The sequence below is a fragment of the Agromyces arachidis genome (assembly GCF_052805135.1).
Map to the genome: position 1 here is coordinate 74,442 of NZ_JBRBDK010000008.1, position 24,653 is coordinate 99,094.

General features: G+C 72.8%; 19 protein-coding genes and 1 pseudogene. 4 read left to right on the forward strand and 16 right to left on the reverse strand.

Going from position 1 to position 24,653, the window contains the following annotated elements:
• Nucleotides 1-64: 64 nt before the first annotated feature.
• From holA to ACUY4T_RS11695, 10 genes are all read right to left on the reverse strand, one after another.
• Nucleotides 65-1,081, reverse strand: coding sequence for a DNA polymerase III subunit delta (holA, locus tag ACUY4T_RS11650; RefSeq protein ID WP_446019101.1), 1,017 nt, complete (start codon nt 1,079-1,081; stop codon nt 65-67).
• Nucleotides 1,082-1,109: 28 nt separating this feature from the next.
• Entirely contained in the window at nt 1,110-3,482 is a 2,373-nt protein-coding gene (locus ACUY4T_RS11655) for a ComEC/Rec2 family competence protein (protein ID WP_446019102.1), read from the reverse strand.
• Nucleotides 3,483-4,154, reverse strand: a complete 672-nt coding sequence (locus ACUY4T_RS11660; RefSeq protein ID WP_446019103.1) for a ComEA family DNA-binding protein — start codon at nt 4,152-4,154, stop codon at nt 3,483-3,485. It abuts the gene before it with no gap.
• Nucleotides 4,155-4,250: 96 nt separating this feature from the next.
• Entirely contained in the window at nt 4,251-6,827 is a 2,577-nt protein-coding gene (gene leuS, locus ACUY4T_RS11665) for a leucine--tRNA ligase (RefSeq protein WP_446019104.1), read from the reverse strand.
• Between the two features lie 89 nt (nt 6,828-6,916).
• The gene (pabB, locus tag ACUY4T_RS11670; RefSeq protein WP_446019105.1) at nt 6,917-8,311 is read right to left on the reverse strand and encodes an aminodeoxychorismate synthase component I; all 1,395 of its coding nucleotides are present in this window, start codon (nt 8,309-8,311) and stop codon (nt 6,917-6,919) included.
• A gap of 87 nt (nt 8,312-8,398) precedes the next feature.
• A complete protein-coding gene (locus ACUY4T_RS11675; protein ID WP_446019106.1) occupies nt 8,399-10,273 on the reverse strand; it encodes a PA domain-containing protein in 1,875 nt (624 codons plus the stop codon).
• A 132-nt stretch (nt 10,274-10,405) separates the two neighbouring features.
• On the reverse strand, nt 10,406-12,127 hold the full coding sequence (cydC, locus tag ACUY4T_RS11680) for a thiol reductant ABC exporter subunit CydC (RefSeq protein ID WP_446019107.1): 1,722 nt from the start codon (nt 12,125-12,127) through the stop codon (nt 10,406-10,408).
• The gene (cydD, locus tag ACUY4T_RS11685) at nt 12,120-13,742 is read right to left on the reverse strand and encodes a thiol reductant ABC exporter subunit CydD (protein ID WP_446019108.1); all 1,623 of its coding nucleotides are present in this window, start codon (nt 13,740-13,742) and stop codon (nt 12,120-12,122) included. Before cydD ends, cydC begins: the two co-directional genes overlap by 8 nt.
• Before the next feature lies 1 nt (nt 13,743).
• Nucleotides 13,744-14,748 carry a cytochrome d ubiquinol oxidase subunit II gene (gene cydB, locus ACUY4T_RS11690; protein ID WP_446019109.1) on the reverse strand — a complete coding sequence of 335 codons (1,005 nt, stop codon included), beginning with the start codon at nt 14,746-14,748 and terminating at the stop codon, nt 13,744-13,746.
• 12 nt (nt 14,749-14,760) lie between these two features.
• Nucleotides 14,761-16,173, reverse strand: coding sequence for a cytochrome ubiquinol oxidase subunit I (locus ACUY4T_RS11695; RefSeq protein ID WP_446019110.1), 1,413 nt, complete (start codon nt 16,171-16,173; stop codon nt 14,761-14,763).
• A 108-nt stretch (nt 16,174-16,281) separates the two neighbouring features.
• On the opposite strand from ACUY4T_RS11695, the gene ACUY4T_RS11700 reads away from it, so the two are divergent.
• From ACUY4T_RS11700 to ACUY4T_RS11710, 3 genes and pseudogenes are all read left to right on the forward strand, one after another.
• Nucleotides 16,282-16,653, forward strand: coding sequence for a BlaI/MecI/CopY family transcriptional regulator (locus tag ACUY4T_RS11700; RefSeq protein WP_446019111.1), 372 nt, complete (start codon nt 16,282-16,284; stop codon nt 16,651-16,653).
• Between the two features lies 1 nt (nt 16,654).
• Nucleotides 16,655-17,581: a M56 family metallopeptidase gene (locus tag ACUY4T_RS11705; protein ID WP_446019112.1), complete on the forward strand. Its 927-nt coding sequence runs from the start codon at nt 16,655-16,657 to the stop codon at nt 17,579-17,581.
• A gap of 44 nt (nt 17,582-17,625) precedes the next feature.
• Nucleotides 17,626-18,264 (forward strand): annotated as a pseudogene (locus ACUY4T_RS11710) (DedA family protein); the annotation flags it as partial.
• Between the two features lie 164 nt (nt 18,265-18,428).
• Here ACUY4T_RS11710 and ACUY4T_RS11715 read toward each other — a convergent pair.
• The 5 genes from ACUY4T_RS11715 to ACUY4T_RS11735 form a co-directional block, all read right to left on the reverse strand.
• Nucleotides 18,429-19,367 carry an ABC transporter substrate-binding protein gene (locus tag ACUY4T_RS11715; protein ID WP_446019113.1) on the reverse strand — a complete coding sequence of 313 codons (939 nt, stop codon included), beginning with the start codon at nt 19,365-19,367 and terminating at the stop codon, nt 18,429-18,431.
• Complete coding sequence (locus tag ACUY4T_RS11720) at nt 19,364-20,125, reverse strand: ABC transporter permease (protein WP_446019114.1); 762 nt, start codon at nt 20,123-20,125, stop codon at nt 19,364-19,366. Before ACUY4T_RS11720 ends, ACUY4T_RS11715 begins: the two co-directional genes overlap by 4 nt.
• Complete coding sequence (locus tag ACUY4T_RS11725) at nt 20,122-20,814, reverse strand: ABC transporter permease (RefSeq protein WP_446019115.1); 693 nt, start codon at nt 20,812-20,814, stop codon at nt 20,122-20,124. Before ACUY4T_RS11725 ends, ACUY4T_RS11720 begins: the two co-directional genes overlap by 4 nt.
• Nucleotides 20,811-21,623: an ABC transporter ATP-binding protein gene (locus ACUY4T_RS11730; protein ID WP_446019116.1), complete on the reverse strand. Its 813-nt coding sequence runs from the start codon at nt 21,621-21,623 to the stop codon at nt 20,811-20,813. The genes ACUY4T_RS11725 and ACUY4T_RS11730 overlap by 4 nt, the downstream gene beginning before the upstream one ends.
• A gap of 110 nt (nt 21,624-21,733) precedes the next feature.
• The gene (locus tag ACUY4T_RS11735; protein WP_446019117.1) at nt 21,734-22,399 is read right to left on the reverse strand and encodes a TetR/AcrR family transcriptional regulator; all 666 of its coding nucleotides are present in this window, start codon (nt 22,397-22,399) and stop codon (nt 21,734-21,736) included.
• 105 nt (nt 22,400-22,504) lie between these two features.
• On the opposite strand from ACUY4T_RS11735, the gene ACUY4T_RS11740 reads away from it, so the two are divergent.
• The gene (locus ACUY4T_RS11740; RefSeq protein WP_446019118.1) at nt 22,505-23,563 is read left to right on the forward strand and encodes an App1 family protein phosphatidate phosphatase; all 1,059 of its coding nucleotides are present in this window, start codon (nt 22,505-22,507) and stop codon (nt 23,561-23,563) included.
• Nucleotides 23,564-23,587: 24 nt separating this feature from the next.
• On the opposite strand, the gene ACUY4T_RS11745 is transcribed toward ACUY4T_RS11740, so the two are convergent.
• Nucleotides 23,588-24,643 (reverse strand): quinone-dependent dihydroorotate dehydrogenase, encoded by a 1,056-nt coding sequence (locus tag ACUY4T_RS11745; RefSeq protein ID WP_446019119.1) that lies wholly within the window; start codon nt 24,641-24,643, stop codon nt 23,588-23,590.
• Nucleotides 24,644-24,653 lie beyond the last annotated feature (10 nt).

Consider the following 24,653-nt stretch of genomic DNA (forward strand, 5'->3'; position numbering starts at 1 on the left):
CTTCGGCGTTCCCGGATCGTGCGGCCCGACGGGCGTGCGGGACCGGGCTCGGTCCCGGTCGAGCTCAGGCCAACGCGCGACCTCGGGCGCTGATCACGCCCACGAGCCGCTCGAGCGCGAACACCGGGTCGCGCTCGGCTCCCTTCACGGCAGCGTCGGTCGCGGCGAGGGCCTCGATCGCCGCGGCGAGTCCCTCGTCGTCCCAGCCCTGGAGGTCGCGCCGGGCGCGGTCGACCTGCCAGGGGGCGAGCCCGAGCGAGGAGGCGTTCGACCCGCGCGCGCCGGCGACCTTGGCCATCGTGCGGACCTTCATCGCGAAGGCGGCGACGATCGGCACCGGGTCGGCGCCGGAGTCGAGTGCGTGGCGCAGTGCGATGAGCGCCTCGCCGTGACGGCCGGCGATCGCCGCGTCGGCGACGGTGAAGGCCGTCGTCTCGACTCGGCCGCCGTAGTACTTCGCGACGGTGGCCTCGTCGATGTCGCCGGGCACGTCGGCGACCAGCTGGCGGCAGGCCGCCGCGAGCTCGCCGAGGTCGTCGCTGAAGGCGCCGACGAGGGCGCGCAGGGCCGCCGGGGCGATGCGGCGACCGGCGAGGCGGAACTCGGCCGCCGCGAAGTCCTGCTTGTCGGAGTCGCGCTTCAGCTCGGCGCAGACGATCTCGATGCCGCCGCCGGTGCCGGCGCGGACGGCGTCGAGGAGCTTCTTGCCCCGCATTCCGCCGCGATGACGCAGCACGAGGGTGGTGCCGTCGGCCGGGGCGTCGAGGTACTCGAGGGCATCGAGCAGGAAGTCGTCGGTCGACCGCTCGACGCCGGCCACGCGGATGAGCCGCGGCTCGCCGAAGAGCGACGGGCTCGCGAGGGTCAGCAGCTCGCCGCGGCGGTATCCGTCGGCGTCGAGGTCGCTCACCTCGAGCGCCGGATCGACCTCGCGCAGCGCGTCGCGCAGCATCGTGATCGCGCGTTCGGCGAGGACGTCCTCGCCGCCCGAGACGAGCACGACCGGGGCCGGCCGCACCTGGTTCCACGTGAGTTGCGGGATCGCCGCCTTCGACCTGGCCGTGCCTGCTCGTGCCGCCACGCGCGCTCCCTCCGTCTGCCGCTCCAGTCTACGGACCGCCTCCGACGCCGTCGGCGCGCTCGCTCCAGAGCTCGAACCCGCCGTCCTCGTCGACCACGAGCGCAGCCGTGCCCGACCGATCGCTCCGGACGACCGCCGTCCCACGATCCTCCAGGAGCCCGAGCAGCGCATCGGTGGGGTGCCCGTAACCGTTGTCCGCGCCGACGCCGATGAGTCCGACCGTTGCGGCGAGCTCGCGGTACAGGGCCTCGCTCTGGTCCGCGCTGCCGTGATGGGCGACCTTGACCAGGTCGGCGCGGCCCACGTCGTGCTCGAGCCGCAGTCGCGCCTGCGCCGCCTCGCCCAGATCGCCGAGGAAGACCGCGCGGAACCGGTCCGTGCACAGGTCGACGACGACGCTCGCGTCGTTGCCGGGCGCCGCACGATCGGGCGGCCAGAGCACGTGCCACTCGGCACCGCCGAGCCCACCCGAGGCGCCCGCGCCGACTTCGACCGCCTCGGCGCCGCCGTCGACGAGCGGCTGGAGGACGCGACCGGATCGGTCGCCGTCCAGGGGGCCGTGCAGCACGACGGCCACGCGCCCTGCGACCGCCGCGGCGCCGCCGGCGTGGTCGGCATCCCAGTGCGTGATCACGAGCGCGTCGAGCCGCCGCACGCCGGCCAGGTCGAGGCAGCGGGCCAACGCGTCCGGCTCGGGCCCGGTGTCGATCAGCATCGTCGACCCGGCATCCCGGACCAGGACGGCGTCGCCCTGGCCGACGTCGCACTGGAGGACGTGCCAGTCGTCGGGAAGCGTCATCCGGGTGACCACCTGCCGGCCCGCGGCGACGCCCATCGGGACGGCGAGCGACAGCACGAGCACCGCCGCGGCGATCCCCCGGCGCCGTGGACTCGGATGCGCGACCGCGACGACGACCGCCCCCACGGCCATCGCGCAGAGGGCGACCCCCGGCCACTCGGGAACCCACGGGATCGACCCGCCGGGCAGTCGATCGGCGCCGCGGGCGAGCATCGCGATCCACGTCGCGGGGAGCCAGGCCACCTGCAGCGCGGCGAAGCCGACCGACGGCAGCAACGGGAGCAGGAGGCATCCGACGAGGCCGGCGATCGTCGCGACCGGGGCCGCCGGCGCGGCGAGCAGGTTCGCCGGCACGCCGTAGACGGGCAGCGACGGATCGAGGAGGATCAGCACCGGCTGGCAGGCCAGCTGCGCGGCCAGCGGGATGGCGATGACCGCCGCGACCGATCGCGGCATCCACCGGCCGAGCCACCGCGCGAGCGGCGCGGAGAGCAGGACCAGGCCGGCGGTGGCGCACACCGAGAGCGCGAAGCCGTAGTCGCGCGAGAACCACGGATCGACCGCCAGGAGCACGACGGTCGCGACGCCGAGCGCCGACGCACCGCCGCCCTCGCGCCCGAGCCCGAGACCGACGAGGACGACGACCGCCATGACGGCGGCACGGATCACGCTCGACTCGGGCGTGACGAGCAGGACGAACCCGAGCAGTCCGGCCAGCGCCACGCCGATGCGGACGGAGCGACGCGTCCCGGCGCGGCCGGCCGCCCAGAAGAGGGCCGCGGTCACGATCGCGCAGTTCGCTCCCGAGACCGCCGTCAGGTGGGTGAGGGATGCGGCGGCCATGGCCGAGCGCAATCCCTCGGTGACGGCCGCGGTGTCGCCGATGGCCAGGCCCGGCACGAGGGCACCGCCGTCGCCCCCGAGTCGCGCGGCCGCTTCCGCGAGGCCCGCCCGGAGGGGATGCGTCCAGGCGACGATCATCGGCGCCGGGAGGATGCGATCGACCTCTCCGGTGAGCCGGAACGCCTCGCGGTCGGACCTCGGCAGCGCGGACGCGCGGACGCTGGCGACGAGCGTCGTGCCGAAGCCCGGCGGCGCCTCGGCGCCCGATGCGACCAGTTCGACGCGGAGCGGCCGGTGCGGGCTGCCGTCGACGGCGACGAGCGTCGCGGGCGCGCGCCAGGTCGTCGGCGCCGCCTCCCACGGTGCGGGCGCCGATGACGTCGCGGCGGCCTCGAGCCGGACCTCGACCTCGACCTTCACGCGGTCGGCGGCGGCCGCCGCGACGGGACCGGCGTCCCGGTGCATGCCGGCCGCCCCGGCGACGGTGGCCGCCAGCGCCGCGCCGGTCGCGGCCACGGCGACGACCACGGCCAGGCGGACCGCGTTCGGCTCCGGACCTCGTTCGCCGCTCCGCCGGGGCCGCTCGGCGGTACGTCGACGGCCGACGGCGACGACCGACAGGGCGAGCGCCGCGACGGCCCAGCAGGCGCCCGCCGGCGCCCATCCCGGGATGCCGAGGTCGTCGGCTCCCGTGGCGACCCACGCGCCCGCCCACGTGGCGACCGCGGCGGGCAGCAGCCGGAGATCGTGCCGACGCACTCAGGGCGCCACGAGGTCGACGAGGCCCGCGTACACGGCATCGCCGATCCCGGCGACCTCCATCAGCTGCGCCACGTCGGTGAACGGTCCGTTCGCCTCGCGCCAGTCGATGATGCGCTGGGCGAGCGCCGGGCCGATGCGCGGCAGCGTGTCGAGTTCGGCGACATCGGCGGCGTTGAGGCTGACACGCCCCGACGCGGCCGAAGTGCCGTCGGCGGACGGCGCAGGCGCTGCACCGACGACCGGCACGACGAGCTGCTCGCCGTCGACCAGGGCGCGGGCGAGGTTCACGCCTCCCGGATCGGCCTCGGCCGTGAGCCCGCCCGCGGCGCCCACGGCGTCGACCACCCTCGCGCCGGGCGCGAGTTCGACGATCCCGGGACGGGCGACCGCACCGAGGACGTGCACCAGCAGCGTCGGCGCCGAGCCGTCGCCGTCGGGCACGCCCGCCGGGCCCTCGACCGCCTGGTCGACCCGCAGGCCGGGCGTTCCGACCGCACCCTGCGACCCTCCGCCCGCCGAGCCGAACGTGACGATCGCCGAGACGGCGACCACGACGACGAACAGGACGACCGCCGCGCCCACCGCGATGCGCGCGCGGGGGGCGGCGCGGGCACCGTCGAGCGCGGCGAGCGGGTCGTCAGCCGGAGGGGTCGGCGAGGTCGCGGGCATGCCGGAACGCTACGTCCCGGCATCCCTGCCGCGCCGTCCCGCGGCATCGGCACGGGTCGAGCGGTGCCGCCGCCGTGCTGTGGAGGGCGGGTCCGGTCAGCGGCGCGTGGCGATGTTCACCAGGCGCGGTGCGCGCACGATCACGTTCGCGACCTCGCGGTCGCCGAGCGATCGCACGACCGCCTCCGAGGCGCGGGCGAGCGCCTCGAGCTCGTCCGCGCCGATCTTCGGCGAAACCTCGATGCGGTCGCGCACCTTGCCGTCGACCTGGACGATCGCGGTGACCGACTCCTCGACGAGGAGCGCCGGGTCGGCCTTGCGCCACACCACGTTCGCGACGGTGGGCTCGTATCCGAGGCGCTGCCACATGTCCTCCGCCGTGTACGGCGCGAACAGGTCGAGGATCATCGCGGTCACCTCGGCGGCCTCGCGCACCGCGGCATCCGCGGGACCGGCACCGGAGTCGATGACCTTGCGCGTCGCGTTCACGAGCTCCATCAACCGGGCGACGATCACGTTGAACTTGAACGACTCCGCGAGCACCGGGGCGTCGGCGAGCAGGCGGTGCGTCACGCGGCGCAGTGCCGGGTCGCCCGTCTTCCACTCCACGTCGGGGCTCGAGGTGACGTCGCCCGAGATCCGCCACGCGCGGGCGAGGAACTTGGACGCGCCGACGGGCGAGACGTCGGCCCAGTCGACGTCGTCCTCGGGCGGGCCGGCGAAGGCCATCGTCACGCGCAGCGCGTCGGCGCCGTGCGCGGAGAGCTCCGAGGCGAACTCGACGAGGTTCCCCTTCGACTTCGACATCTTCTGGCCGTCCATGATCACCATGCCCTGGTTGAGCAGCGAGGTGAACGGCTCGGTGAAGCCGAGATAGCCGAGGTCGAACAGCACCTTCGTGAAGAAGCGCGCGTACAGCAGGTGCAGGATCGCGTGCTCGACCCCGCCGACGTACTGGTCGACGGGCATCCACTTCTCGGCCTCGGCCGGGTCGAACGCCCGATCGTCGTCGTTCGGGTTCAGGTATCGCAGAAAGTACCAGGAGCTGTCGACGAACGTGTCCATCGTGTCCGAGTCGCGACGGGCGTCGCCGCCGCAGTTCGGGCAGGCCACCTGCGCCCAGTGGTCGGCGGCGCCGAGCGGGCTCGCGCCCTTCGGCCGCAGGTCGAGCCCCGCGGCGTCCGGCAACCGCACCGGCAGCTCGGACTCGGGTACCGGCACCTCGCCGCACTGCTCGCAGTGGATGATCGGGATCGGCGTGCCCCAGTAGCGCTGCCGGGAGATCAGCCAGTCGCGCAGGCGGTAGTTCTTGGCCGCGCGCCCGAGGCCGCGCTCCTCGAGGATCTCGATGGCGCGCCGGATCGCGTTCGACTTGCTGAACCCGTTCAGCGGCCCGGAGTTCATCAGCCGGCCCTCGCCCGTGAGCGCGACACCGGTCGACGCCGGGTCGAGCTCGGGCAGGTCCTCGAGCGGCAGCGGCACGCCCTGGTCGTCGACGGGGATGACGGGGATCACGCCGGTCACGGGCGCGTTCGTGTCGACGACGACGCGCACGGGCAGCTCGAAGGCGCGGGCGAAGTCGAGGTCGCGCTGGTCGTGGGCCGGAACCGCCATGATCGCCCCGTGCCCGTAGTCGGCGAGCACGTAGTCGGCCGCCCAGATCGGCAGCCGCTCGCCGTTCAGCGGGTTGGTCGCGTAGCGGTCGAGGAACACGCCGGTCTTGGGCCGGTCGGTGGCGAGCCGGTCGATGTCGCTCTCGGCGCGCACCGACTCGAGGTACTGGTCGAACCTCGAGCGGACGTCCTCCGACGCGCCGGCGACGAGCTCGGCCGCCAGCTCGGAGTCGGGGGCGACGACCATGAACGTGGCGCCGTACAGCGTGTCGGGCCGCGTGGTGAAGACGGTCACCGGCTCGTCACGGCCCTCGATGGCGAAATCGACGTCCGCGCCCGAGGATCGCCCGATCCAGTTGCGCTGCATGGTGAGGACCTTCGACGGCCACTTGCCCTCGAGCTGGTTGAGGTCGTCGAGCAGGCGGTCGGCGTAGTCGGTGACGCGGAAGTACCACTGCGTGAGCGCCTTCTTCGTGACGACGGCGCCGCAGCGCTCGCAGTGGCCGTCGACGACCTGCTCGTTGGCCAGCACGGTCTGGTCGTTGGGGCACCAGTTGACCTGGCCGGCCTTGCGGTAGGCGATGCCCTTCTCGTAGAGCTTCAGGAACAGCCACTGGTTCCACTTGTAGTACTCGGGGTCGCTCGTGTGCAGTTCGCGCGACCAGTCGAACGAGGGCGCGTACTGCTTGAACGAGCGCTTCTGCTGCTCGATGTTCGCGTACGTCCACGCCTTCGGGTCGGCGCCGCGCTTGATCGCCGCGTTCTCGGCGGGCAGGCCGAACGAGTCCCACCCGATCGGGTGCAGCACGTCGAAGCCCTGGTGGCGCCAGTACCGTGCGGCGGCGTCGCCGAAGCCGAACGCCTCGGCGTGACCCATGTGCAGGTCGCCCGACGGGTACGGGAACATCGACAGGATGTACTTGCGCGGACGGGTGTCGCCCGGCTGCGCGGCACGGAACGGCTGGAGCTCCTCCCAGACCGGGCTCCACTTCGCCTGGATCGCGGCGAAGTCGTAGGCGCCGGCGTCGGCGGTCTCGGGGGTGTCCTGCTCGTGTGCCACGTGACTCTCAATCGTGCTGCGCGTGAGGGGGCGGGCGCTCCGGCCCGGAACGGGCGCACGGTGCCGCGGCGCCCGAGGGTCAAGCCTACTCAATGGGCGGCGTCGGATGCCCGCGGCCCGGAGCCGCCGAGCACCGCGATGAGCGCGCGGGCCTTGACCCGGGTCTCCTCGATCTCCTCGTCGGGGTCGGAGAGCGCGGTGATGCCGCCGCCGGTGCCGATGGTGGCGCGCCCCGGGGTCAGCACGATCGAGCGGATCACCATCGCCAGGTCGGCGCCCCCGTCGACCCCGAGGCAGCCGAAGGCGCCCGAGTACACGCCGCGCGGGCCGTCCTCGAGTCCGTGCAGGATCCGCATCGCGCTCTCCTTCGGCGCTCCCGTCATCGACCCGGCGGGGAACGCCGACCGCACGGCGTCGAGCGCGGTGAGCGGATGCCGCAGCCGCGCCGTCACGGTCGAGACGAGCTGGTGCACGTGCGGGTACTCCTCCACCTCGAGCAGGCTCGGCACCGCGACGGTGCCGAGCTCGGCGATCCGGCCGAGGTCGTTGCGCATGAGGTCGACGATCATGAGGTTCTCGGCGCGCTCCTTCTCGCTGGCGTGGAGCTCGGCGCGGAGCCCGGCATCCGTCACCGGATCGTGGGAGCGGGGACGCGTCCCCTTCATCGGCTTGGTGGCCACCGTGCCGTCGCGCTCGACGAGCAGGAATTGCTCCGGCGAGGCGCTCAGCAGTGCGACGTCGTCGAAGCGGACGAACCCCCCGTGGTGGCTCGGGCTCGAGCGACGCAGTCGCAGGTACGCCTCGACGGGGTCGACGTCGACGTCGAGCTCGACGCGGTTGGTGAGGCAGAGCTGGTAGGCGTCACCGCGCACGATGGCCGCACGGCACGCCGCGATCATTTCGCGGTACGCCTCGGCGTCGTGCCGCCACCGGACGGCTGCGGATGCCGCCGGCGCGGCCGCCACCGGCGGAGTCCGATCGTCGAGCTCGGCCAGCTGGCGCGCGACGCGGTCCGCCCACGCTCGCGCGGACTCCGCAGCCCGGTCGTCGTCGTCGCCGTCCGCCTCGAGCCACTCCAGCCGGACGGTCCGGGTGGCGTGCTCGAACACGATCACCCGATCGGCGAGGAAGAAGGCCGCGTCCGGCGCCTCGGCCGGCGCGGCCGGCAGTCCGAGGGTCCGCGCGCCGAACTCGTAGGCGAACCAGCCGTGCCAGCCGACCGCGGCGCGCTCCCCCGCGAAGGGTTCGACCTCGACGTCGCCGAGCTCCGCGGCCAGCGCCGCATAGACGGCGCCAGGCTCGTCGTCGGCCCCGGCGAGCACGGCGGGCGCGTCGTCGCCGATCGCGATCACGCTGCGCCCGGCGCGGGCGGCATCGCCGCCGTCGAGCCACGCGACGCGCCGGGCGCCGGCGGCGAGGGCGAGGAACACGGCCTCGGGGTCGCGCCACTCGGGCAACTGGAGGCTCCGGATGCGACGTGGCACCCTCCGAGGGTACTGCCGCGCCGGCGACCGCCGGACACGGCAACGGCGGGCGGGTGCTCGCGCACCCGCCCGCCGCGGATCAACCGATCAGTCCGCCGGGTCGTACTGGAAGATGTACAGCCCGCTGTCGCGGTCGGACGCGAGGACGTACTTCTGGCCGTTCGGGTGCTGGTGCACCTCGACGCCCCAGAAGTTGTTGCCGCCGTCCTCGATGAAGTGCCCCACCTCGGTCAGGCCCGTCTCGCGGTCGTACTCCACCACGCGGAAGCCGGCGGCGTAGTACGAGATGTACGCGAGGTCCTCCTCGGGATCGGTGGCCACCTCGTGGACCGACAGGTCTCCGAAGCCCGACGCATAGGCCGCGTCCTGGCTCTCGGGGACGTAGTACTGGTCGAGGTCCTCCATGGTCGAGGCGTCGTACAGGTGCACGTAGCCCCAGCCGTCGAACTCGGCCGCGACGTCCACGTCGAGGCCCGAGGCGCCGACCGCGAGCGGCGCGGACGTGCCGGCCCCGGACTCGTCGCAGGTGTAGTCCCCCGGCACCGCCCCGGTCAGGATGCGGAAGCCGTCGGTGCGCGACACGAACACGGCGGGGATGTCGGCCTCGACGAGCATCGAGATGAGCGCCTCGCAGCCGTCCACGCCCGTGCGGTTGAACACGATCGCACCGTCGTAGCCGGCGGCCTCGGCGTTCTGCACCTTGACGGTGAAGTCGCAGACGCCGCGCTCGATGACCGCGATGGTCGGGCCGTCGGCCGGAGCCGCGGGAACCGATGCCGCGTCGCACGCGAGGCCGACGAAGACGGTCTCGCCGCTGAGCGAGGTGTCGGGGTCGATCTGGGGCACGTCGGAACCCTGCACGGCCGTGAAGGTGCCGCCGCCCTCGATCTCGGCGGTCACGCGATACGGGTCGAAGTCCTCGTCGGTGGCGATGAAGAACTCCTGGTCGTTCGTGAACTCCGCCTGGTGGCCGTTGCCCTCGGGCGTGATGTCGACCCCGTCGACCTCCTGGCGCACCGGGTCGAACTGGGCGAAGTCCGTGTCGGCGATGAACACCGGGTGCGCCGGGTCGTCGACGTCGAGCTTGATGTACCCGCCGTCCCAGTACGACAGCAGCATCGTCATGACGCCGTCGACCTCCTCCACGACCATGTCGTGCAGGAACACGGCGTCACCGTGCACCTCCCCGAGCGGCTGCGCCGACTCATCGCTGAGGTCGGTCTCGGACAGCAGCTTCGGCCGCTCCGGGTCGGAGATGTCGAAGATGTCGACGTCGGTGCCCTCCTCGTCGTCGACGAGGACTGCGTACGCCTTGTCGCCGTCCGCCCACATCCGGACGGAGTGGACCTCGTTCGACTTGGTCTGGGCGTTGCCCTTCGTCGAGAAGTCGCCCCAGCCCTCGACGAGCTTCACCGGCTCGAGCGGGTTGGTCACGTCGAAGAGCGACATGCCGCCGATGCCCTTCGTCTCGCCGGGACAGATCTCGTTCTGGAACGCCAGGACGTCGCCGGTGAACTGCGGGGTGTCGATGTGCATCACCTGCGAACCGTCGCCGCTGAACGTGCCGCGGTGGCTCGGGATCCGGTTGACGAGTTCGGGCGCCGCCGGGTCCGAGATGTCGACGATGTAGACGCCGCCGCGGTCGCAGTCCGGCTCCCAGAAGGCGGTCAGGTAGGCGTAGTTCCCGAATGCCGACACGTCGGCGATGCGACCCGGTTCCTCTTCATCCTCGAAGAGATCCAGGTTGCTGATCTTCAGCACGTTCTCGCTCGAGGCGGGCAGGTGGCCCTCCTCCTCGCCGTGCTGCTGGTCGTGCGAATGGTGACCGTGGGTCTCCTTGCCGGAATCGAGTACCCCGTCATCGACGTAGGGCTCGTCGTGCGCGAGCACCGGTCCGCCGCCGAGCAGGAGAACTCCTGCTGCGACGGCGGCCGTGCCCGCGAGTGCTGCGCTTCGGTACATGAAGGCTCCTCTGCCGGATGCAAACTCGCCCGGGGGCGGACGATGGGACGGATTCAAGCAGACCCGTACCCCCCCGGGCTAGGGGGGAGCGCGAAGACGCAACATCCGTGCGCCCAACGCGAGGAATCGTCGTTATCGGAGGGATCCGTCCGATCGGCCGAGCAGGACGGCCCGGTCCACGAGCCCCGTCGGTGCGCCCGTATGCGAGATGAGCACGACGCTCCGAGCAGGCCCGATCGCGCCGAGCAGGTCCCGGAGCAGCGCGTCCGACCGCTCCGGGTCGACGTGCGCCGTCGGTTCGTCGAGGACCAGCACCGGGAAGTCCGCCAGCATCGCCCGGGCGAGCGCGATGCGCTGCGCCTGGCCGCCGGAGACGAGTGCGCCACGCTCGCCGACGCGCGCGTCGAGTCCTCCGCGCTGCGCGACCCAGTCGCTCAGGCCGACGCGCGCGAGTACGTCGAGCAGCTCGGCGTCGGTGGCGGTGTCCCGGGCGAACCGGAGGTTCTGCCGCAGGTCCTCGTCGAAGATCCACGGGCGCTGCTCGACGAGGCCGACCACCCGTCGCACGTCGCGCGGATCGAGGTCGCGCGCCTCCTCGTCGCCCAGCCGATACGACCCTTCGTACTCGAGGAAGCGCACGAGCACGTGCGCGAGGGTCGTCTTGCCCGCACCCGACGCGCCCTCGACGAGCAGGCGCTCGCCGGGGGCGAGATCGAGGTCGAAGCCGTCCAGCGCCGGACCGCCCGCGCGCTCCGACCCGGGAGCCGAAGCGGATGCCGCCTGGGCTCCGCCCTGCGGCCAGTGCGCCCGGATGCCGCGCAGCCGGACGTGCGGTGCGCCGCCGTGCCGAACCGGCGCCCTCGCCGACGTGACCGGACGCTGGGACGGGACCTCCGGCGGAGCCGGGTCGGCCACGGCGTCCGCGACGCGTTCCGCGCTCGCGCGCACCGCGCGGAGCGAGCCCAGCGCGATCGGGATGGCCGCCGCCACCTCGGCGATCGCGAGCGGCACCAGGCAGAGCACCGCGAAGGTGGGACCGTCGATGCGGCCGTCGACCACGAGCGGTGCGGCCGCGGCCAGGCTCGACGCGGCGGCGACCCCGCCGACCGCGCTCATCGCCGCGGCGGCGAAGCCCTGGGCTCGTGCCCTCGCGCGGGTCGCGCTCGCCAGATCGGCGCCGATGGCGCGGATGCGTTCGCGGCCGGCTCCGGCGGCGTCGAACGCGACAAGCACGTCGAGCGACTGCACGTGCTCCACGATCGCCGACTGCAGCCGGCCGCGGAGCGGCGCCAGGCGCGCGTCGGCCCGGGCGGCCAGCACCTGCTGGGCGACGACCGCGACCAGGATCGCGACGGCGATGCATCCCGCGACGGCCGCCGCCGAGGCCGGTGCGAGCCAGGCGAGGCCGGCCAACGCCGCCAGCAGGACCACGCCCGCGCTCGCGAGTGGCTGGACGATGCGCAGCGCGACGTCCTGCAGCTCGTCGACGTCGCGCGTGAAGCGGGCGAGCAGGTCGCCGCGGCGCGTGGCGGCGAGCCCGTCGGGGGCGACCGGAAGCATCCGTTCGAACACGCGGGCGCGGATCTCGGCGAGCTGGCGGAACGCGGCGTCATGGCCGGCGAGGCGCTCGAGGTAGCGGAAGACGGCTCGCCCGAGCGCGAAGGCACGCACCCCCACCACCCCGAGCGAGAGGTACAGGATCGGCGGCTGCTCGTCGGCGCGGGCGATGAGCCAGGCGCTCGCCGCCAGCAAGGCGACGCTCGAGAGTCCCGCCGCGATGCCGAGCAGCACCGACGGCAGCAGCCGGCGCACCGGGGGCACGGCCCCGCGCAGTACCTCGGTGCGGTCAGGCACGAGCCGCCTCCAGGAGGTCGACGACCCGGTCCGCCCGCCGGGCGAGCGCAGGGCGGTGCGTCACGACGACGACGACGCGCCCGTCCGCGGCGAGCTCGCCGAGCCCGTCGGCGAGTCGTGCCTCGTGGTCCGCGTCCAGCGCCGACGAGGGCTCGTCGAGCAGCAGCAGGGTGCCGTCCGTCGCGAGCAGCCGGTGCACTGCGCGCGCGACCGCGACCCGCTGCGCCTGCCCGCCGGACAGCCCCGCGCCTCCCGGCCCGAGCAGCCGGTCGCCGTCGACGTCGACCGCGGCCAGCCGCATCGCCCGCTCCGCGAGGTCCGGGGACGCCGTCTCGGCGCCGAGTCGCACGTTCTCGCGGACGCTGCCCTCGAACAGCACCGGCACCTGTCCGGCCCAGGCCGACCGGGATCGGGTCGCGGAGCCGACGGGGACGCCGTCGAGGGTCGCCTCGCCGGCGTGCTCGACGAAGCCGAGGAGCGCCGCGACGAGGCTCGACTTGCCGACACCGCTCGGTCCGGTCAGCACCACGAACTCGCCGGGCGCGACGTCGAGGTCGAGCGCGTCGATGACGACGACGTCCCGCTGCACTCGCAGGCCCCGCAGACGCAGCCCCGAACGCCCGATGGGCGCGAGCGCCGACGGAGACGGTGCGGGTTCCGCGGCATCCGCTGCCTCGTCGAGCAGGTCGAGGGCGTCGCGCGAGGCCTCGAGCCCCGCGGTCGAGGCGTGGAACGCGGCGCCGACGTTCCGGATCGGGAGGAACACCTCCGGCGCCAGGATCAGGACGAACAGGCCCGGAAGGAACGACATGTCGCCCGCGACCAGCCGGAGGCCGATCGACACGGCGACGAGTGCCACCGACAGGCTCGCCGCGAGCTCGAGCGTGAACCCCGAGAGGAAGGTGATGCGCAGCACCTTCATCGTGCTCGCACGGTACTCGTCGGTCACCGTCCGGATGCGGTCGACCTGGCGCTCCGCACGGCCGAACACCATGAGCGTCGAGAGCCCGCCGACGACCTCGAGGAAGCCCCGGGCGAGCGAGTGGAGTCGCTCCCACTGCCGCCGCTGCACGGCCTCGGTGGCCATGCCGATCAGCGCCATGAACACGGGAATGAGCGGCAGCACGATCACGAAGACGAGTCCGGAGACCCAGTCGGCGGCCCAGGCCGCGGCCACCAGCACGGGGGTGGCGACGACGGTGAGGACGAGCTGGGGCAGGTAGCGGCCGAAGTACTCGTCGAGCGCGTCGAGCCCGGGCCCGAGGAGCGTGGCCGCCCGGGCCGTGACCGGACGACCTCCGCCCGTGCGGGACTCCAGCGCGACCAGGACCTCGTCGCGGAGTTCGGACTTGACGCGCATCGCCCCGGCCGAACCGAGCTGCTCCCACAGCCATCCGGCGACGGCCCGCGCGACGGCCGCGGCGACCAGCACCGCGACCGTCGGCGCCGCGGCCTCGGCCAGGTCGCCGTGGATCAACCCGACGACGAGCGTCGAGAGCGCCCATGCGAAGGCCACGATCGCGCCGGCCTGCACGAACCCCAGCACCGCCCCGCCGACGAGGAAGCCCCGCGCGGCGCGCGACCGGCGGAGCAGTCTCGGATCGAGCGGTCGCACGTCAGTGCGCGGCGGCGTCGATGGTCTGCCGGGTGATCCGCTTGCGGAACACCCAGTAGGTCCATCCCTGGTACGCGAGGATCAACGGCAGGAAGACGACCGCGGTCCAGCTCATGACCGTCAGCGTGTACGGCGTGCTCGACGCGTTCGCGATCGTGAGGCTGTTCGCCGGGTCGTTCGAGGCCGGCATGACCTCGGGGAACAGGGCGGCGAACAGCGCGAAGACCGCCGAACCGATCGTCACCGCCATGAGCACGAACGCCACGCGCTCCGCGCCCCGGCCGTTCGCGAGCCACGAGCCGATCAGCGCCAGCGCGGCGACCGCGGCCAGCCCCCAGAACCAGGCCGTGCCGTGCGCGAAGCCCGTCCAGGCGAGGAAGGCGGCGGCGACGACGACGGTGATCGCTCCCGCCCGGGCGGCGAGGCGTCGCGCACGCAGTCGGATGTCGCCATCCGTCTTCAGCGCGACGAACACCGCGCCGTGCGTGAAGAAGAGCATGAGCGTCGTGAGCCCGCCGAGCAGGGCGTACGGGTTCAGCAGGTCGAACAGGGTGCCCGTGTAGTTGTGGTCGGCGTCGAGCGGGACCCCCTGCACGATGTTCGCGAACGCGACCCCCCACAGCAGGGCGGGGACCGCCGAGCCGACGACGATCATCCAGTCGAACCGCCGCTTCCAGGCGGCCTCGGGCCGCTGGTGCCGGTACTCGAACGAGACGCCGCGCGCGATGAGCGCGAGCAGGATGAGCAGCAGCGCCAGGTAGAACCCCGAGAACAGCGTCGCGTACCACTCGGGGAATGCGGCGAACAGCGCCGCGCCGGCCACGATCACCCAGGTCTCGTTGAGGTCCCAGACGGGGCCGATCGTGTTGATGAGCACGCGGCGGTCGGTGTCATCCTTGCCGAGGAACGGCAACGACATGCCGACGCCGAAGTCGAACCCGTCGAGCACGAAGTACCCGACGAACAGGAAGGCGACGATCCAGAACCAGAGCACTGCGAGATCCATGTCCGTCTCCTCCTAGTAGACCGTTGCGGTGTGTTCGACCTCGCCCGTCTCCGGGTCCGGCGCGGCGATCTCGGGCGGGCCCTTCCGGATCGCCTGGAGGATCAGCTTCACCTCGACGACGGCGAGGATGCCGTAGATGAGCGTGAACGCCACCAGCGAGATGAGGACCTCGAGTCCCGTGACGTTGGGCGACACCGCGGACTGGGTCGGCAGCAGGCTGAACACGATCCAGGGCTGCCGTCCCATCTCCGTGAAGACCCAGCCGACGATCATCGCGGCCAGCGACAGCGGGAAGCTCCAGATCGCGACCGTCCAGACCCAGCGCTGCTGCGGCATCCGCCCCTTGCGGGTGAGCCAGAGCCCGACGACCGCGACGAGCACGTGGGCGAGGCCGAGTCCGATCATCCACCGGAACGACCAGTACGTGACCCAGATGATCGGCGCGTAGTCGCCGGGACCGTAGAGGTCGGCGTAGAGCGCCTGGAGGTCGTTGATGCCCTCGACGCAGCCGTCGAACGAGTGCGTCGACAGCAGTGACAGCAGGTACGGCACGCGGATCGAGAACAGCTCGGTGCTGCCGTCGGGGGTTCCGAGCGTGAAGATCGAGAACGAGGCGTCCGCACCGCAGACCGTGTCGTAGGTGGCCTCGGCCGCCGCCATCTTCATCGGCTGCGTCGCGACCATGGCGAGGCTCAGCTGGTCGCCGAAGAGCGTGGTGAGGGCGCCCGCGCCGACCATGGTCCAGAGGCCGAACTTCAGTGCGGGGCGCATGGTGTCCAGGTGCTGGTTACGTGCGAGGTGCCATGCCGCGGCGCTGATGACCAGGCCGGAGCTGACCATGAACGACGCGGCGATCGTGTGCGGGAATGCCGCGAGTGCCACCGGGTTGGTCAGCAGCGCCCAGATGTCGACGAGTTCGGCGCGACCGCGCTCGGCGTTCATCTCGTAGCCGACCGGGTTCTGCATGAACGCGTTCGCGGCGATGATGAAGTAGGCCGAGAGGATGGTGCCGATCGCCGTCGCCCAGATCGTGGCCAGGTGCAGCTTCTGCGGCAGCCGGTTCCAGCCGAAGATCCAGAGCCCGATGAACGTGGCCTCGAGGAAGAACGCCAGCAGGCCCTCGAGCGCGAGCGGCGCGCCGAACACGTCGCCGACGAACCGCGAGTACTCCGACCAGTTCATTCCGAACTGGAACTCCTGCACGATGCCGGTGACGACGCCCATGGCGAAGTTGATGAGGAAGATCGTGCCGAAGAAGCGCGTGATCCGCAGGTACTCGACCTTGCCGGTCCGCACCCACGCCGTCTGGAACACGGCGGCGGTCGTCGCGAGGCCGATGGTCAGGGGCACGAAGAGGAAGTGGTAGACCGTGGTGAGTCCGAACTGCCACCTGGCGAGCAGGAGCGGATCGAGGAGCTCGTTCACTGGGGGCCCCTTTCATGGGAGGGAACGGCGACGCGATGCTGGTCCCAGCGTAGAGCACTTTTCTACGCCGTGTAGAACCGAAGGGCCCTTGCGCGGTATCCTCGTCGTATGGCAGGACTCGGCGAGCTCGAGCGCTCCGTCATGGAGCAGCTCTGGAAGAGCGAGCATCCCCTCACCGCGAACGAGGTGCGGGAGCGGCTCGCCGACGCCGCCGACCCCGGCCGCACCCCCGCGACCACGACCGTGCTCACGGTCCTGTCGCGCCTGGAGCGGAAGGGGTTCGTCGCCCGCGCCCGGGAGATCCGTCCGCATCGGTACCACGCGCTGCTCTCCCGTGCCGAGCACACCGCCGAGCTCATGCACGAGGTGCTGTCCTCCTCGTCCGACCGCGACGCCGCGCTCGCGCGCTTCGTCGGCACGGTGAGCGACGGCGAGGCGCGCACGCTGCGCCGGCTCCTCGACGAACTGGTGCGACGCTGAGGTGATCGTCGCCGCGGTCGTCCTCGGCGTGTTCGCGCTCGCCCTCGCCTGGCCGGTGCCCGTCGCGCTCTCGCGCGCGACCTGGCCGACACGCTCGCCTGCGACCGCGCTCGCGCTCTGGCAGGCGATCGCGCTCGGCGGGGGCCTCGCGATGATCGGGTCCCTCCTGGTGTTCGGCAGCGCCCCCGCGGGCTCCATCGCGGGCGCCGCGAGACAACTGGTCCCGGCCTTCGTCTCGGGCCCGATCCCCGATGACTTCGGGGTCGTGCACCTCGCCGCGCTCACGCTCGCCCTCGGGCTGGCGGTGCACCTCGCGCTCAACCTCGCGGCCACCGCGGTCCGGGCCGAACGGGCCCGGCGTCGCCAGCACCGACTCGTCGACCTGCTCGCCGAGCCGGGCAGCGACCCCTCGGCTCCCCGGGTGCTCTCGCACCCCGTGCCGGTCGCGTACTGCGTTCCCGGCCTCCGCACCGCCACGGTGGTCACCCAGGGACTCGTCGAGCTCCTCGACGAGGACGAGCTGCGGGCGGTCGTCGCGCACGAGCGCGCCCACCTCGACCAGTTCCACCACCTCGTGCTCCTGGCCTTCCGGGCCTGGCACGCCGCACTCCCCTGGTTCCCCATCGCCAACCGGGCAGAACGCGCGGTCGCCCTGCTCACCGAGCTGCTGGCCGACGACGGCGCGCGCCGCGTCACCGGCCCGCTCCCCCTGCGGCGGGCGCTGGTGCTGGTGGGCAGCTCCGGAGAGCCCGGCGCCTACGGCGACGCGGGCGGCGTCAACCCGGACGCGGAGATGCTCGAGCAGCGGCTCGTGCGCCTCGAGCCGGGGCAGCGCGCGCTGCCGACCGCGGCCCGGAGCGGGAGCTGGATCGCAGCCGGCGTCATCGTCGCGACGCCGGTCGTGGTCCTGGGCGCCGTCGCGTTCTGAAGGCTCCCAGCCGCCCGGGTGCACCAGCCCCTAGGCTCGACACGATGAACGAGCTGCTCGACGGCATCCTCGAGACCGTGGCCGACGTCGACCCGGTCCTGCGCACCGTGCTCGCGGGCCTCGGCATCATGCTCGAGACCTCGGTGCTGGTGGGCCTCGTCGTGCCCGGCGACAGCATCGTGATCGTCGCCTCCACCGGGGTCGAGGGCGCCGTCGAGTACGTCGCGCTCGCCGTCACGGTCATCCTCGGCGCCCTGGTCGGCGAGTCGATCGGCTTCGGCATCGGCCGGTGGTTCGGGCCGAAGATCGAGCGGTCCCGGTTGGGGCGCCGGATCGGCGAGCACAACTGGCACCGCGCACGGCGGTACCTGGCCAGGCGCGGAGGTCCGGCGGTCTTCATCTCCCGATTCCTCCCGGTCCTCCATTCGCTCGTCCCGCTCACCGTGGGGATGAGCGACATGCCCTACCGCCGGTTCCTCGCCTGGACGACGCCGGCGTGCTTCATCTGGGCGTTCGCCTATGTCAGCGTCGGATCGGCCGCGGCCGGCGGATACCGGAGCCTCAGTGACGACCTCCACTGGGCCGGGTACCTGTTCGTCGGCGTCATCGTCCTGTTCTTCCTGCTCGTCTGGGCGGGCAAGAAGGTGCTCCTGCGGCTCGAGGCCCGGCACATGGCGGATGACGCGGTGCACGACGCCGGCGCCGTGGTCGCCCCGCACGGCATCGCCCCGCACGCCGACGTGGACGCGCCGGCCCCGGACCACGCCGCGGACACGGTCGATCGCGCCGGGCGCGGAGAAGGGCCGGCCGCCGAGGCGACCGGCCCTTCCGAGCGCACGGGCGACTCCTAGAGGAGGCCCTCCGACTCCAGCCACTCGGCGGCGATCTCGTCGGCCGAGCGCTGTTCGTTCACGCTCTGCGCGTTCAGCTCGACGAGCGCCTCGGGGGTCATCGCCGCGCTGACCTCGTCGATGATCGCGGCGATCTCGTCCGTGACCTTCTCGCTCGCGACCGGCACGACGTTCGAGGCGAGGAACAGGCCCTCCGGGTCCTCCAGCGTGACGAGGTCGTTCGTCGCGATGTTCGGGTCGGCGCTGTAGATGTTCACCATCTGCACCTGCCCGTCGGTGAGCGCCTTCAGGGTGAGCGCGCCACCAGAGTCCTGGATGGCGGTGAAGCCGACGTCGACGCCGTAGACCTCGGCGAGGCCGTCGGGACCGTACGGGCGCGTCTCGAGTTCGGCGTTGCCGCCGAGTGTGATCGGATCGGACACGTCCGCGAGGTCGGCGAGGCTGGTCACGCCGTTGGCCTCCGAGAACTCGCGGGTCACGTTGTACGAGTCCTGGTCGGTCGCGGCCGACTGCTCGAGCACGCGGAGCCCGTCGGGGAGCGCCGCCTCGAGCTCGGCGTACACGTCGTCGGAGGTGGTGGCCGCGGTGTCGGGCACGTAGTACTGCAGCAGGTTGCCGGTGTACTCCGGGAACAGGTCGATCTCGCCGGCCTCGATCTCGGGGATGTACACCTCGCGCTGGCCGATGCGGAACTCGCGCTCCACCGTGTAGCCGTTCGCCTCGAGCGCCTGCGCGTAGATCTCGGCGATGATCTCGTTCGAGTAGTAGTCCTGGGAGCCGACGACGATCGTCTCGGACGTTCCGGAGTCGTCGCCGCTCCCGCCCGGCTCCTCCTCGAGGGGATCCCCCGACGCGCACCCTGCCAGGGCCACTGTCGCCCCGACCGCGACCGCCGCCAGTGCGACGAGCCGGCCTCTTCCAGTTGCGGACCTCATGATGCATTCCCTTCGTTGACGGGGGCCCGCTGCGCGGGCGCACCCTCGACCGCCTGCGGCCGGGCCGGCCGGAGACGGAGCCTTTCACCGCCGCGCGCGGCGCGGACGCCCGCGGGCACGACGAGTCGCTGCAGGCCGGCGAAGACCGCGTCGAGCACGAGCGCGAGCGCGATCACGAGGATCGACGCGCCCAGCATCAACGGGTAGTCGCGGGTCTGGATGCCGAGGAACAGGTACGTGCCGAGGCCGGGACCGCCGACGTACGCGGCGAGGGTCGCGGTCGCCACCACCTGGAGCACGGCCGACCGGATGCCGCCCATGATCGTGGGCAACGCGATCGGGAACTCGACCCGGCCGACGATCTGCAGCTCGGTCATGCCCATGGCGCGCGCGGCGTCGACGGTGCGGCGGTCCACGGCGCCGATGCCGGCGTACGCCCCCGCGAGCACGGGCGGGATCGCCAGGATGACCAGCGCGATGTACGGCGCGATCAGGACGACCCCGAGCGCGAGCGCGATGATCGTGAGCACGCCCAGCGTGGGCAGCGCACGCATCCCGCCGGAGATCGTCACGGCCGCCTCGCGCCCGCGACCGGTGTGCCCGACGAACGCGCCGATGGGCAGTGCGATCACGGCGGCGCCCGCGACCACGGCCAGGCTGAAGACGAGGTGGAACCACAGCTGCGCCCCGATGCCGTCCGGCCCCGACCAGTTGGCCGGGTCGAGGATCCACGCGAACGCGTCGGCGAAGAGGCTCATGCCACCGCTCCCTCGGGGTCGCGGATCGATCGCCGCGCGGCGCGGCGGGAGCGCGCGTCGACGTTCGTCCAGGGCATGAGCGCGCGTCCGAGCAGCACCGCGGCGAGGTCGAGGACGAGCGCCAGGACCACGGTGGCGACGATGCCGGTGGCGATCTCGAGCGGGATGTTGCGCTGGAATCCGTCGGTGAAGAGGCTGCCGAGGCTCTGGATGCCGAGGACGGCGCTCACGGTGACGAGGCTCACCGTGCTCACGATGACCACCCGCAGGCCCGCGAGCAGCGCGGGGCCGGCCAGCGGCAGTTCGACGCCCCAGAACCGGCGCCAGGGCGAGTAGCCCATCGCCGTCGCCGACAGGCGCACCCCGGGGTCGACGTCGCCGAAGCCGTCGGCGGCCGAGCGCACCATCAGGGCGATGCCGTAGAGCGTGAGCGCCACCACGACGTTGACCGGTGATCGGACCGACGTGCCGATGATGCCGGGCAGCGCGATGAACAGCGGCAGCGACGGGATGGCGTAGAGGATCCCGGCGACGCCGAGGACCGCGCCCCGCGACCACCGGTAGCGCCACGCCGCCCATCCGATCGGAACGGAGATCACGAAACTCAGGATGATGGGCGGCACCGACAATCCCAGGTGCACGAGCGCGAGCTCGGCCACCCGGTCGAGGTTGCCCCAGAGCCAGTTCACGAGGCGAGGACCCCTGCCGGCCGCCCGTCGTCGTCGACGACCACGCGACGCCCGTCGACGTCGGAGATGTGCAGGGTGCGCCGACCCCGGTCGGCGCCGATGAAGCCGGCGACGAACTCGTCGGCGGGGTTCGCCAGGATCTCCGCGGGCGAGCCGGTCTGCACGATCTCTCCGCCCGTGCGCAGGATCACCACCTGGTCGCCGAGCAGGAACGCCTCGTCGATGTCGTGCGTGACGAACACGACGGTCTTCCCGAGCTCGCCCTGCAGCCGGAGCAGCTCCTGCTGCAGTTCGGACCTGACGATCGGGTCGACCGCGCCGAACGGCTCGTCCATCAGCAGGATGTTCGGGTCCACCGCGAGCCCGCGTGCGACGCCCACGCGCTGCTGCTGCCCGCCGGACAGCTGGGCGGGGTATTTGTCGGCCAGGGAACGGTCGAGCCCGACGGTGTCCATGAGCTCCAGCGCCCGGGCGCGCGCCTCGCGTCGGGACTCGCCGCGCAGCACCGGCACGGTCGCCACGTTGTCGACGACCTTCCGGTGCGGAAGGAGTCCGGAGTTCTGCATGACGTAGCCGATACCGCGCCGAAGCCTGACCGGGTCCACGGTCGCGACATCCGTGCCGTCGATCAGGACCTGGCCGGCGGTGGGGTCGACCATGCGGTTGATCATGCGCAGCAGGGTGGTCTTGCCCGACCCGGACGAGCCGACGAGCACCGTGGTCCGGCGCGGCGGGACGACGATGTCCACGTCGCGGACGGCGACCGTACCGTCGGGGAACTGCTTGGTGACGCCGCGGAACTCGATCATGCTGCCTCTCCCCTGCTGCGGGGCGCCGATCGGCGCAAGGTCAAGCCAAACACCTCCCGGCAGTCCGTCGCAACGGAACGCGTCGCCCGGGCGCCGGTCTCGGCAGGTTCTCAGGCGGCGGACGTCGCGGCGCGCGCCGGCACCCGCTCGGCGAAATGCTCCTCGAGGTGCGCGCGGACGACGCGGCGGGCCTCGTCGAGGTACCGCAGGTCGCCGGAGGCGTCGCGTGCGAAGGCACGGTGGATCAGCGCCTCGCCGACCTCGACCGCGACGCCGAGCCGGAACCGCGCGTCGGCGTCGTTGCGGAGGCCGAAGTCGTGCTCGAGCAGTCGCGCGAGCCGGTGCGCGATCTCGGCCTCGCCGTCGTCGGAGAGCTCCCGCGGGGCGGCGTGGATCACGGTGAACCCGGGCTCGTCGCGGTACAGCTCGGCGCAGACGCCGAGCGCGACGTCGACCACGTCCCACCACTCGTCGAGTTCGGCGCGCTCGAGGGCCTCGGCGAGCCGTTCCCGGTAGCGGCGGACGCTGCGATCACGCAGCGCGTGCAGCACCGCGACGCGGTCGGGGAAGTACCGGTAGACCGTTCCGATCGACGCGGCGGCGCGCTCGGCGACCATCTGGGTGGTGAGCCGTTCGAAGCCGAGGTCGTCGACGATCTCGGCCGCGGCGTCGAGCAGCGCGTCCAGCCGTTGGCTGCTGCGGCGCTGGGTCGGCTCGGTCCGGACCGAGCGCCTCCGGCCGTGGTCGGTCCCGAGGATCAGGTCGATGTTGGGCACGGGACCTCCTCACTTGCCGGACTACTCTACCTGCGCGAACGGCGGACGCGGACCGTCCCGCCGGCAGGTTTGACGCATCCTCGGGACTGCATGGAGACTGTTGGGATGCCGGTGAGTTCCCCCGCCCCGGCCGGTCCCCGGCGTCGGCCGGCCCGGCACGGGGCCGCGCGCCTCGAAGACTGGATCCACGACGTCCGGGAGGGGTGGGCGCGCCGTCGCGGCCACGTGCCGACGGTCGTGCCGTACACGGGCTACGGCTCGACGGAGTGGGTCCGCGTCTTCTGCCGGGTGCTGCTCTCGAGGCCCGCGTCGGCCGAGCGCACGTCGAAGCGACGTCGTCGCCGCCGGGAACAGGGCATCCGGGGCTGGCGCAGCTTCACGAGCGTCCCGGTCGGCGACGTGCGGGTGACCATCCGGGTCGGCGGCGAGGAGATCCAGGTCGTCGCCGATCGCGGCGGCGTCGTCGACACGCGGGTGCCCGCTCGGCTCGCCCCGGGGTGGAACCGCGCAGTCCTGCAGGTCGAGGGGTCCGAACCGGTCGAGGCGCCGATCTGGGTCGTGGCGCCCGATGTCGACTTCGGGATCCTGTCCGACATCGACGACACCGTGATGGTGACGGCACTCCCGCGTCCGTTCGTCGCGTTCTGGAACACCTTCGTGCTCGACGAGCACGCCCGCAGCCCCACGCCCGGAATGGCGGTGCTGTACGAGCGGCTGGTCCGCCGGCATCCCGGGTCGCCAGTGGTCTACCTGTCCACGGGCGCCTGGAACGTCGCGCCGACGCTCACGCGCTTCCTGTCGCGCAACCTGTATCCCGCCGGTCCCATCCTGCTGACCGACTGGGGCCCGACGCACGATCGCTGGTTCCGGAGCGGCCGCCAGCACAAGTCCGACAACCTCCGGCGTCTCGCCGAGGAGTTCCCCGACGTCCGGTGGCTCCTCATCGGCGACGACGGGCAGCACGACGAGGAGCTCTACGCCGCGTTCGCGGCCGAGCATCCGGAGCGCGTCGCGGCCGTGGCCATCCGCGAGCTCTCCGTCGGCGAGGCCGTCCTCGCCGGCGGTCGCACGAAGGCCGAGCAGCACGGCGCCGACGTGCCGTGGGTGTCCGCGAGCGACGGCGCGACGCTGGCCGAGCGGCTGTCCGACATCGGCATGCTCTGAGCGCCCGGCGGTGGGCGACCGGGGTCAGGCGACGGATGCCGCGGCGCGGCGCTCCCGTCGGAGGCGGGCCAGCCCGCGATTGACCTGCCGCGCCCAGAGCGGACCGCGGTAGACGAAGCCGGTGTAGCCCTGCACCAGGGTCGCGCCGGCATCCAGCCGCTCCTGCACGTCGCCGGCGGTCTCGACGCCGCCGACCGAGACCACGCACAGCTCCTCGGGCACGTTCGCACGGATCAGCTGCAGCACCGCGAGCGATCGCGCCGCGAGCGGCGCCCCGGAGAGCCCGCCGGCACCGATGGCCTCGACCTCCAAGGCGGGCGTGACGAGGCCCGCTCGCGAGATCGTCGTGTTCGTGGCGATGATGCCGTCCAGGCCCAGCCGGAGGACGAGCCCGCAGATGCGCACCACCTCGGCATCATCGAGGTCGGGCGCGATCTTGACCAGCAGCGGCGTGCGCCCGGCGGCGTCGCGGACCGCCTCGAGCAGCGGCGCGAGCGCATCGAGCTCCTGCAGGCCGCGGAGGCCGGGGGTGTTCGGCGAGCTGACGTTGACGACCAGGTAGTCCGCGTGCGGCGCCAGGACCCGCGCACTGCGCACGTAGTCCTCCGTGGCGCGCTCCACCGGGGTCACGCGGCTCTTGCCGATGTTCACGCCGAGCACGGGGCGACGCGCTCGACGCGACAGGCGCGAGATGCGGCCGGCGGCGGCATCCGCACCGCCGTTGTTGAAACCCATGCGGTTGACCAGCGCGCGGTCGGCGATGAGGCGGAACAGGCGGGGCCGGTCGTTGCCGGGCTGCGCGAGTGCGGTCAGGGTGCCGACCTCGACGTGGCCGAAGCCCAGGTTGCCGAGTCCGACGACGGCGAGGGCGTCCTTGTCGAAGCCGGCGGCGACGCCGAACGGCGACGGGAAGCGCAGGCCGAGCGCGTCGACCGCGAGCTCGGGCGCCGGCGCCGTGAAGCGCTCGACGAGCCGGCCGATCCCCAGGGCCGGCAGGCGGCGGATGACGCCGAAGGCGAGGTGGTGGGCGCGCTCGGGGTCCATGCGCGAGAAGACCTGGGAGAAGAGGAGTCGATACATGCCGACGATC

Coding starts and splice junctions, on each gene's coding strand:
- ACUY4T_RS11660 (WP_446019103.1), bottom strand. CDS start 4,154: ATGCCCGCGACCTCGCCGACCCCTCCGGCTGACGACCCGCTCGCCGCG.
- ACUY4T_RS11675 (WP_446019106.1), bottom strand. CDS start 10,273: ATGTACCGAAGCGCAGCACTCGCGGGCACGGCCGCCGTCGCAGCAGGA.
- cydB (WP_446019109.1), bottom strand. CDS start 14,748: ATGGATCTCGCAGTGCTCTGGTTCTGGATCGTCGCCTTCCTGTTCGTC.
- ACUY4T_RS11700 (WP_446019111.1), top strand. CDS start 16,282: ATGGCAGGACTCGGCGAGCTCGAGCGCTCCGTCATGGAGCAGCTCTGG.
- ACUY4T_RS11715 (WP_446019113.1), bottom strand. CDS start 19,367: ATGAGGTCCGCAACTGGAAGAGGCCGGCTCGTCGCACTGGCGGCGGTC.
- ACUY4T_RS11720 (WP_446019114.1), bottom strand. CDS start 20,125: ATGAGCCTCTTCGCCGACGCGTTCGCGTGGATCCTCGACCCGGCCAAC.
- ACUY4T_RS11730 (WP_446019116.1), bottom strand. CDS start 21,623: ATGATCGAGTTCCGCGGCGTCACCAAGCAGTTCCCCGACGGTACGGTC.
- ACUY4T_RS11740 (WP_446019118.1), top strand. CDS start 22,505: ATGCCGGTGAGTTCCCCCGCCCCGGCCGGTCCCCGGCGTCGGCCGGCC.
- ACUY4T_RS11745 (WP_446019119.1), bottom strand. CDS start 24,643: ATGTATCGACTCCTCTTCTCCCAGGTCTTCTCGCGCATGGACCCCGAG.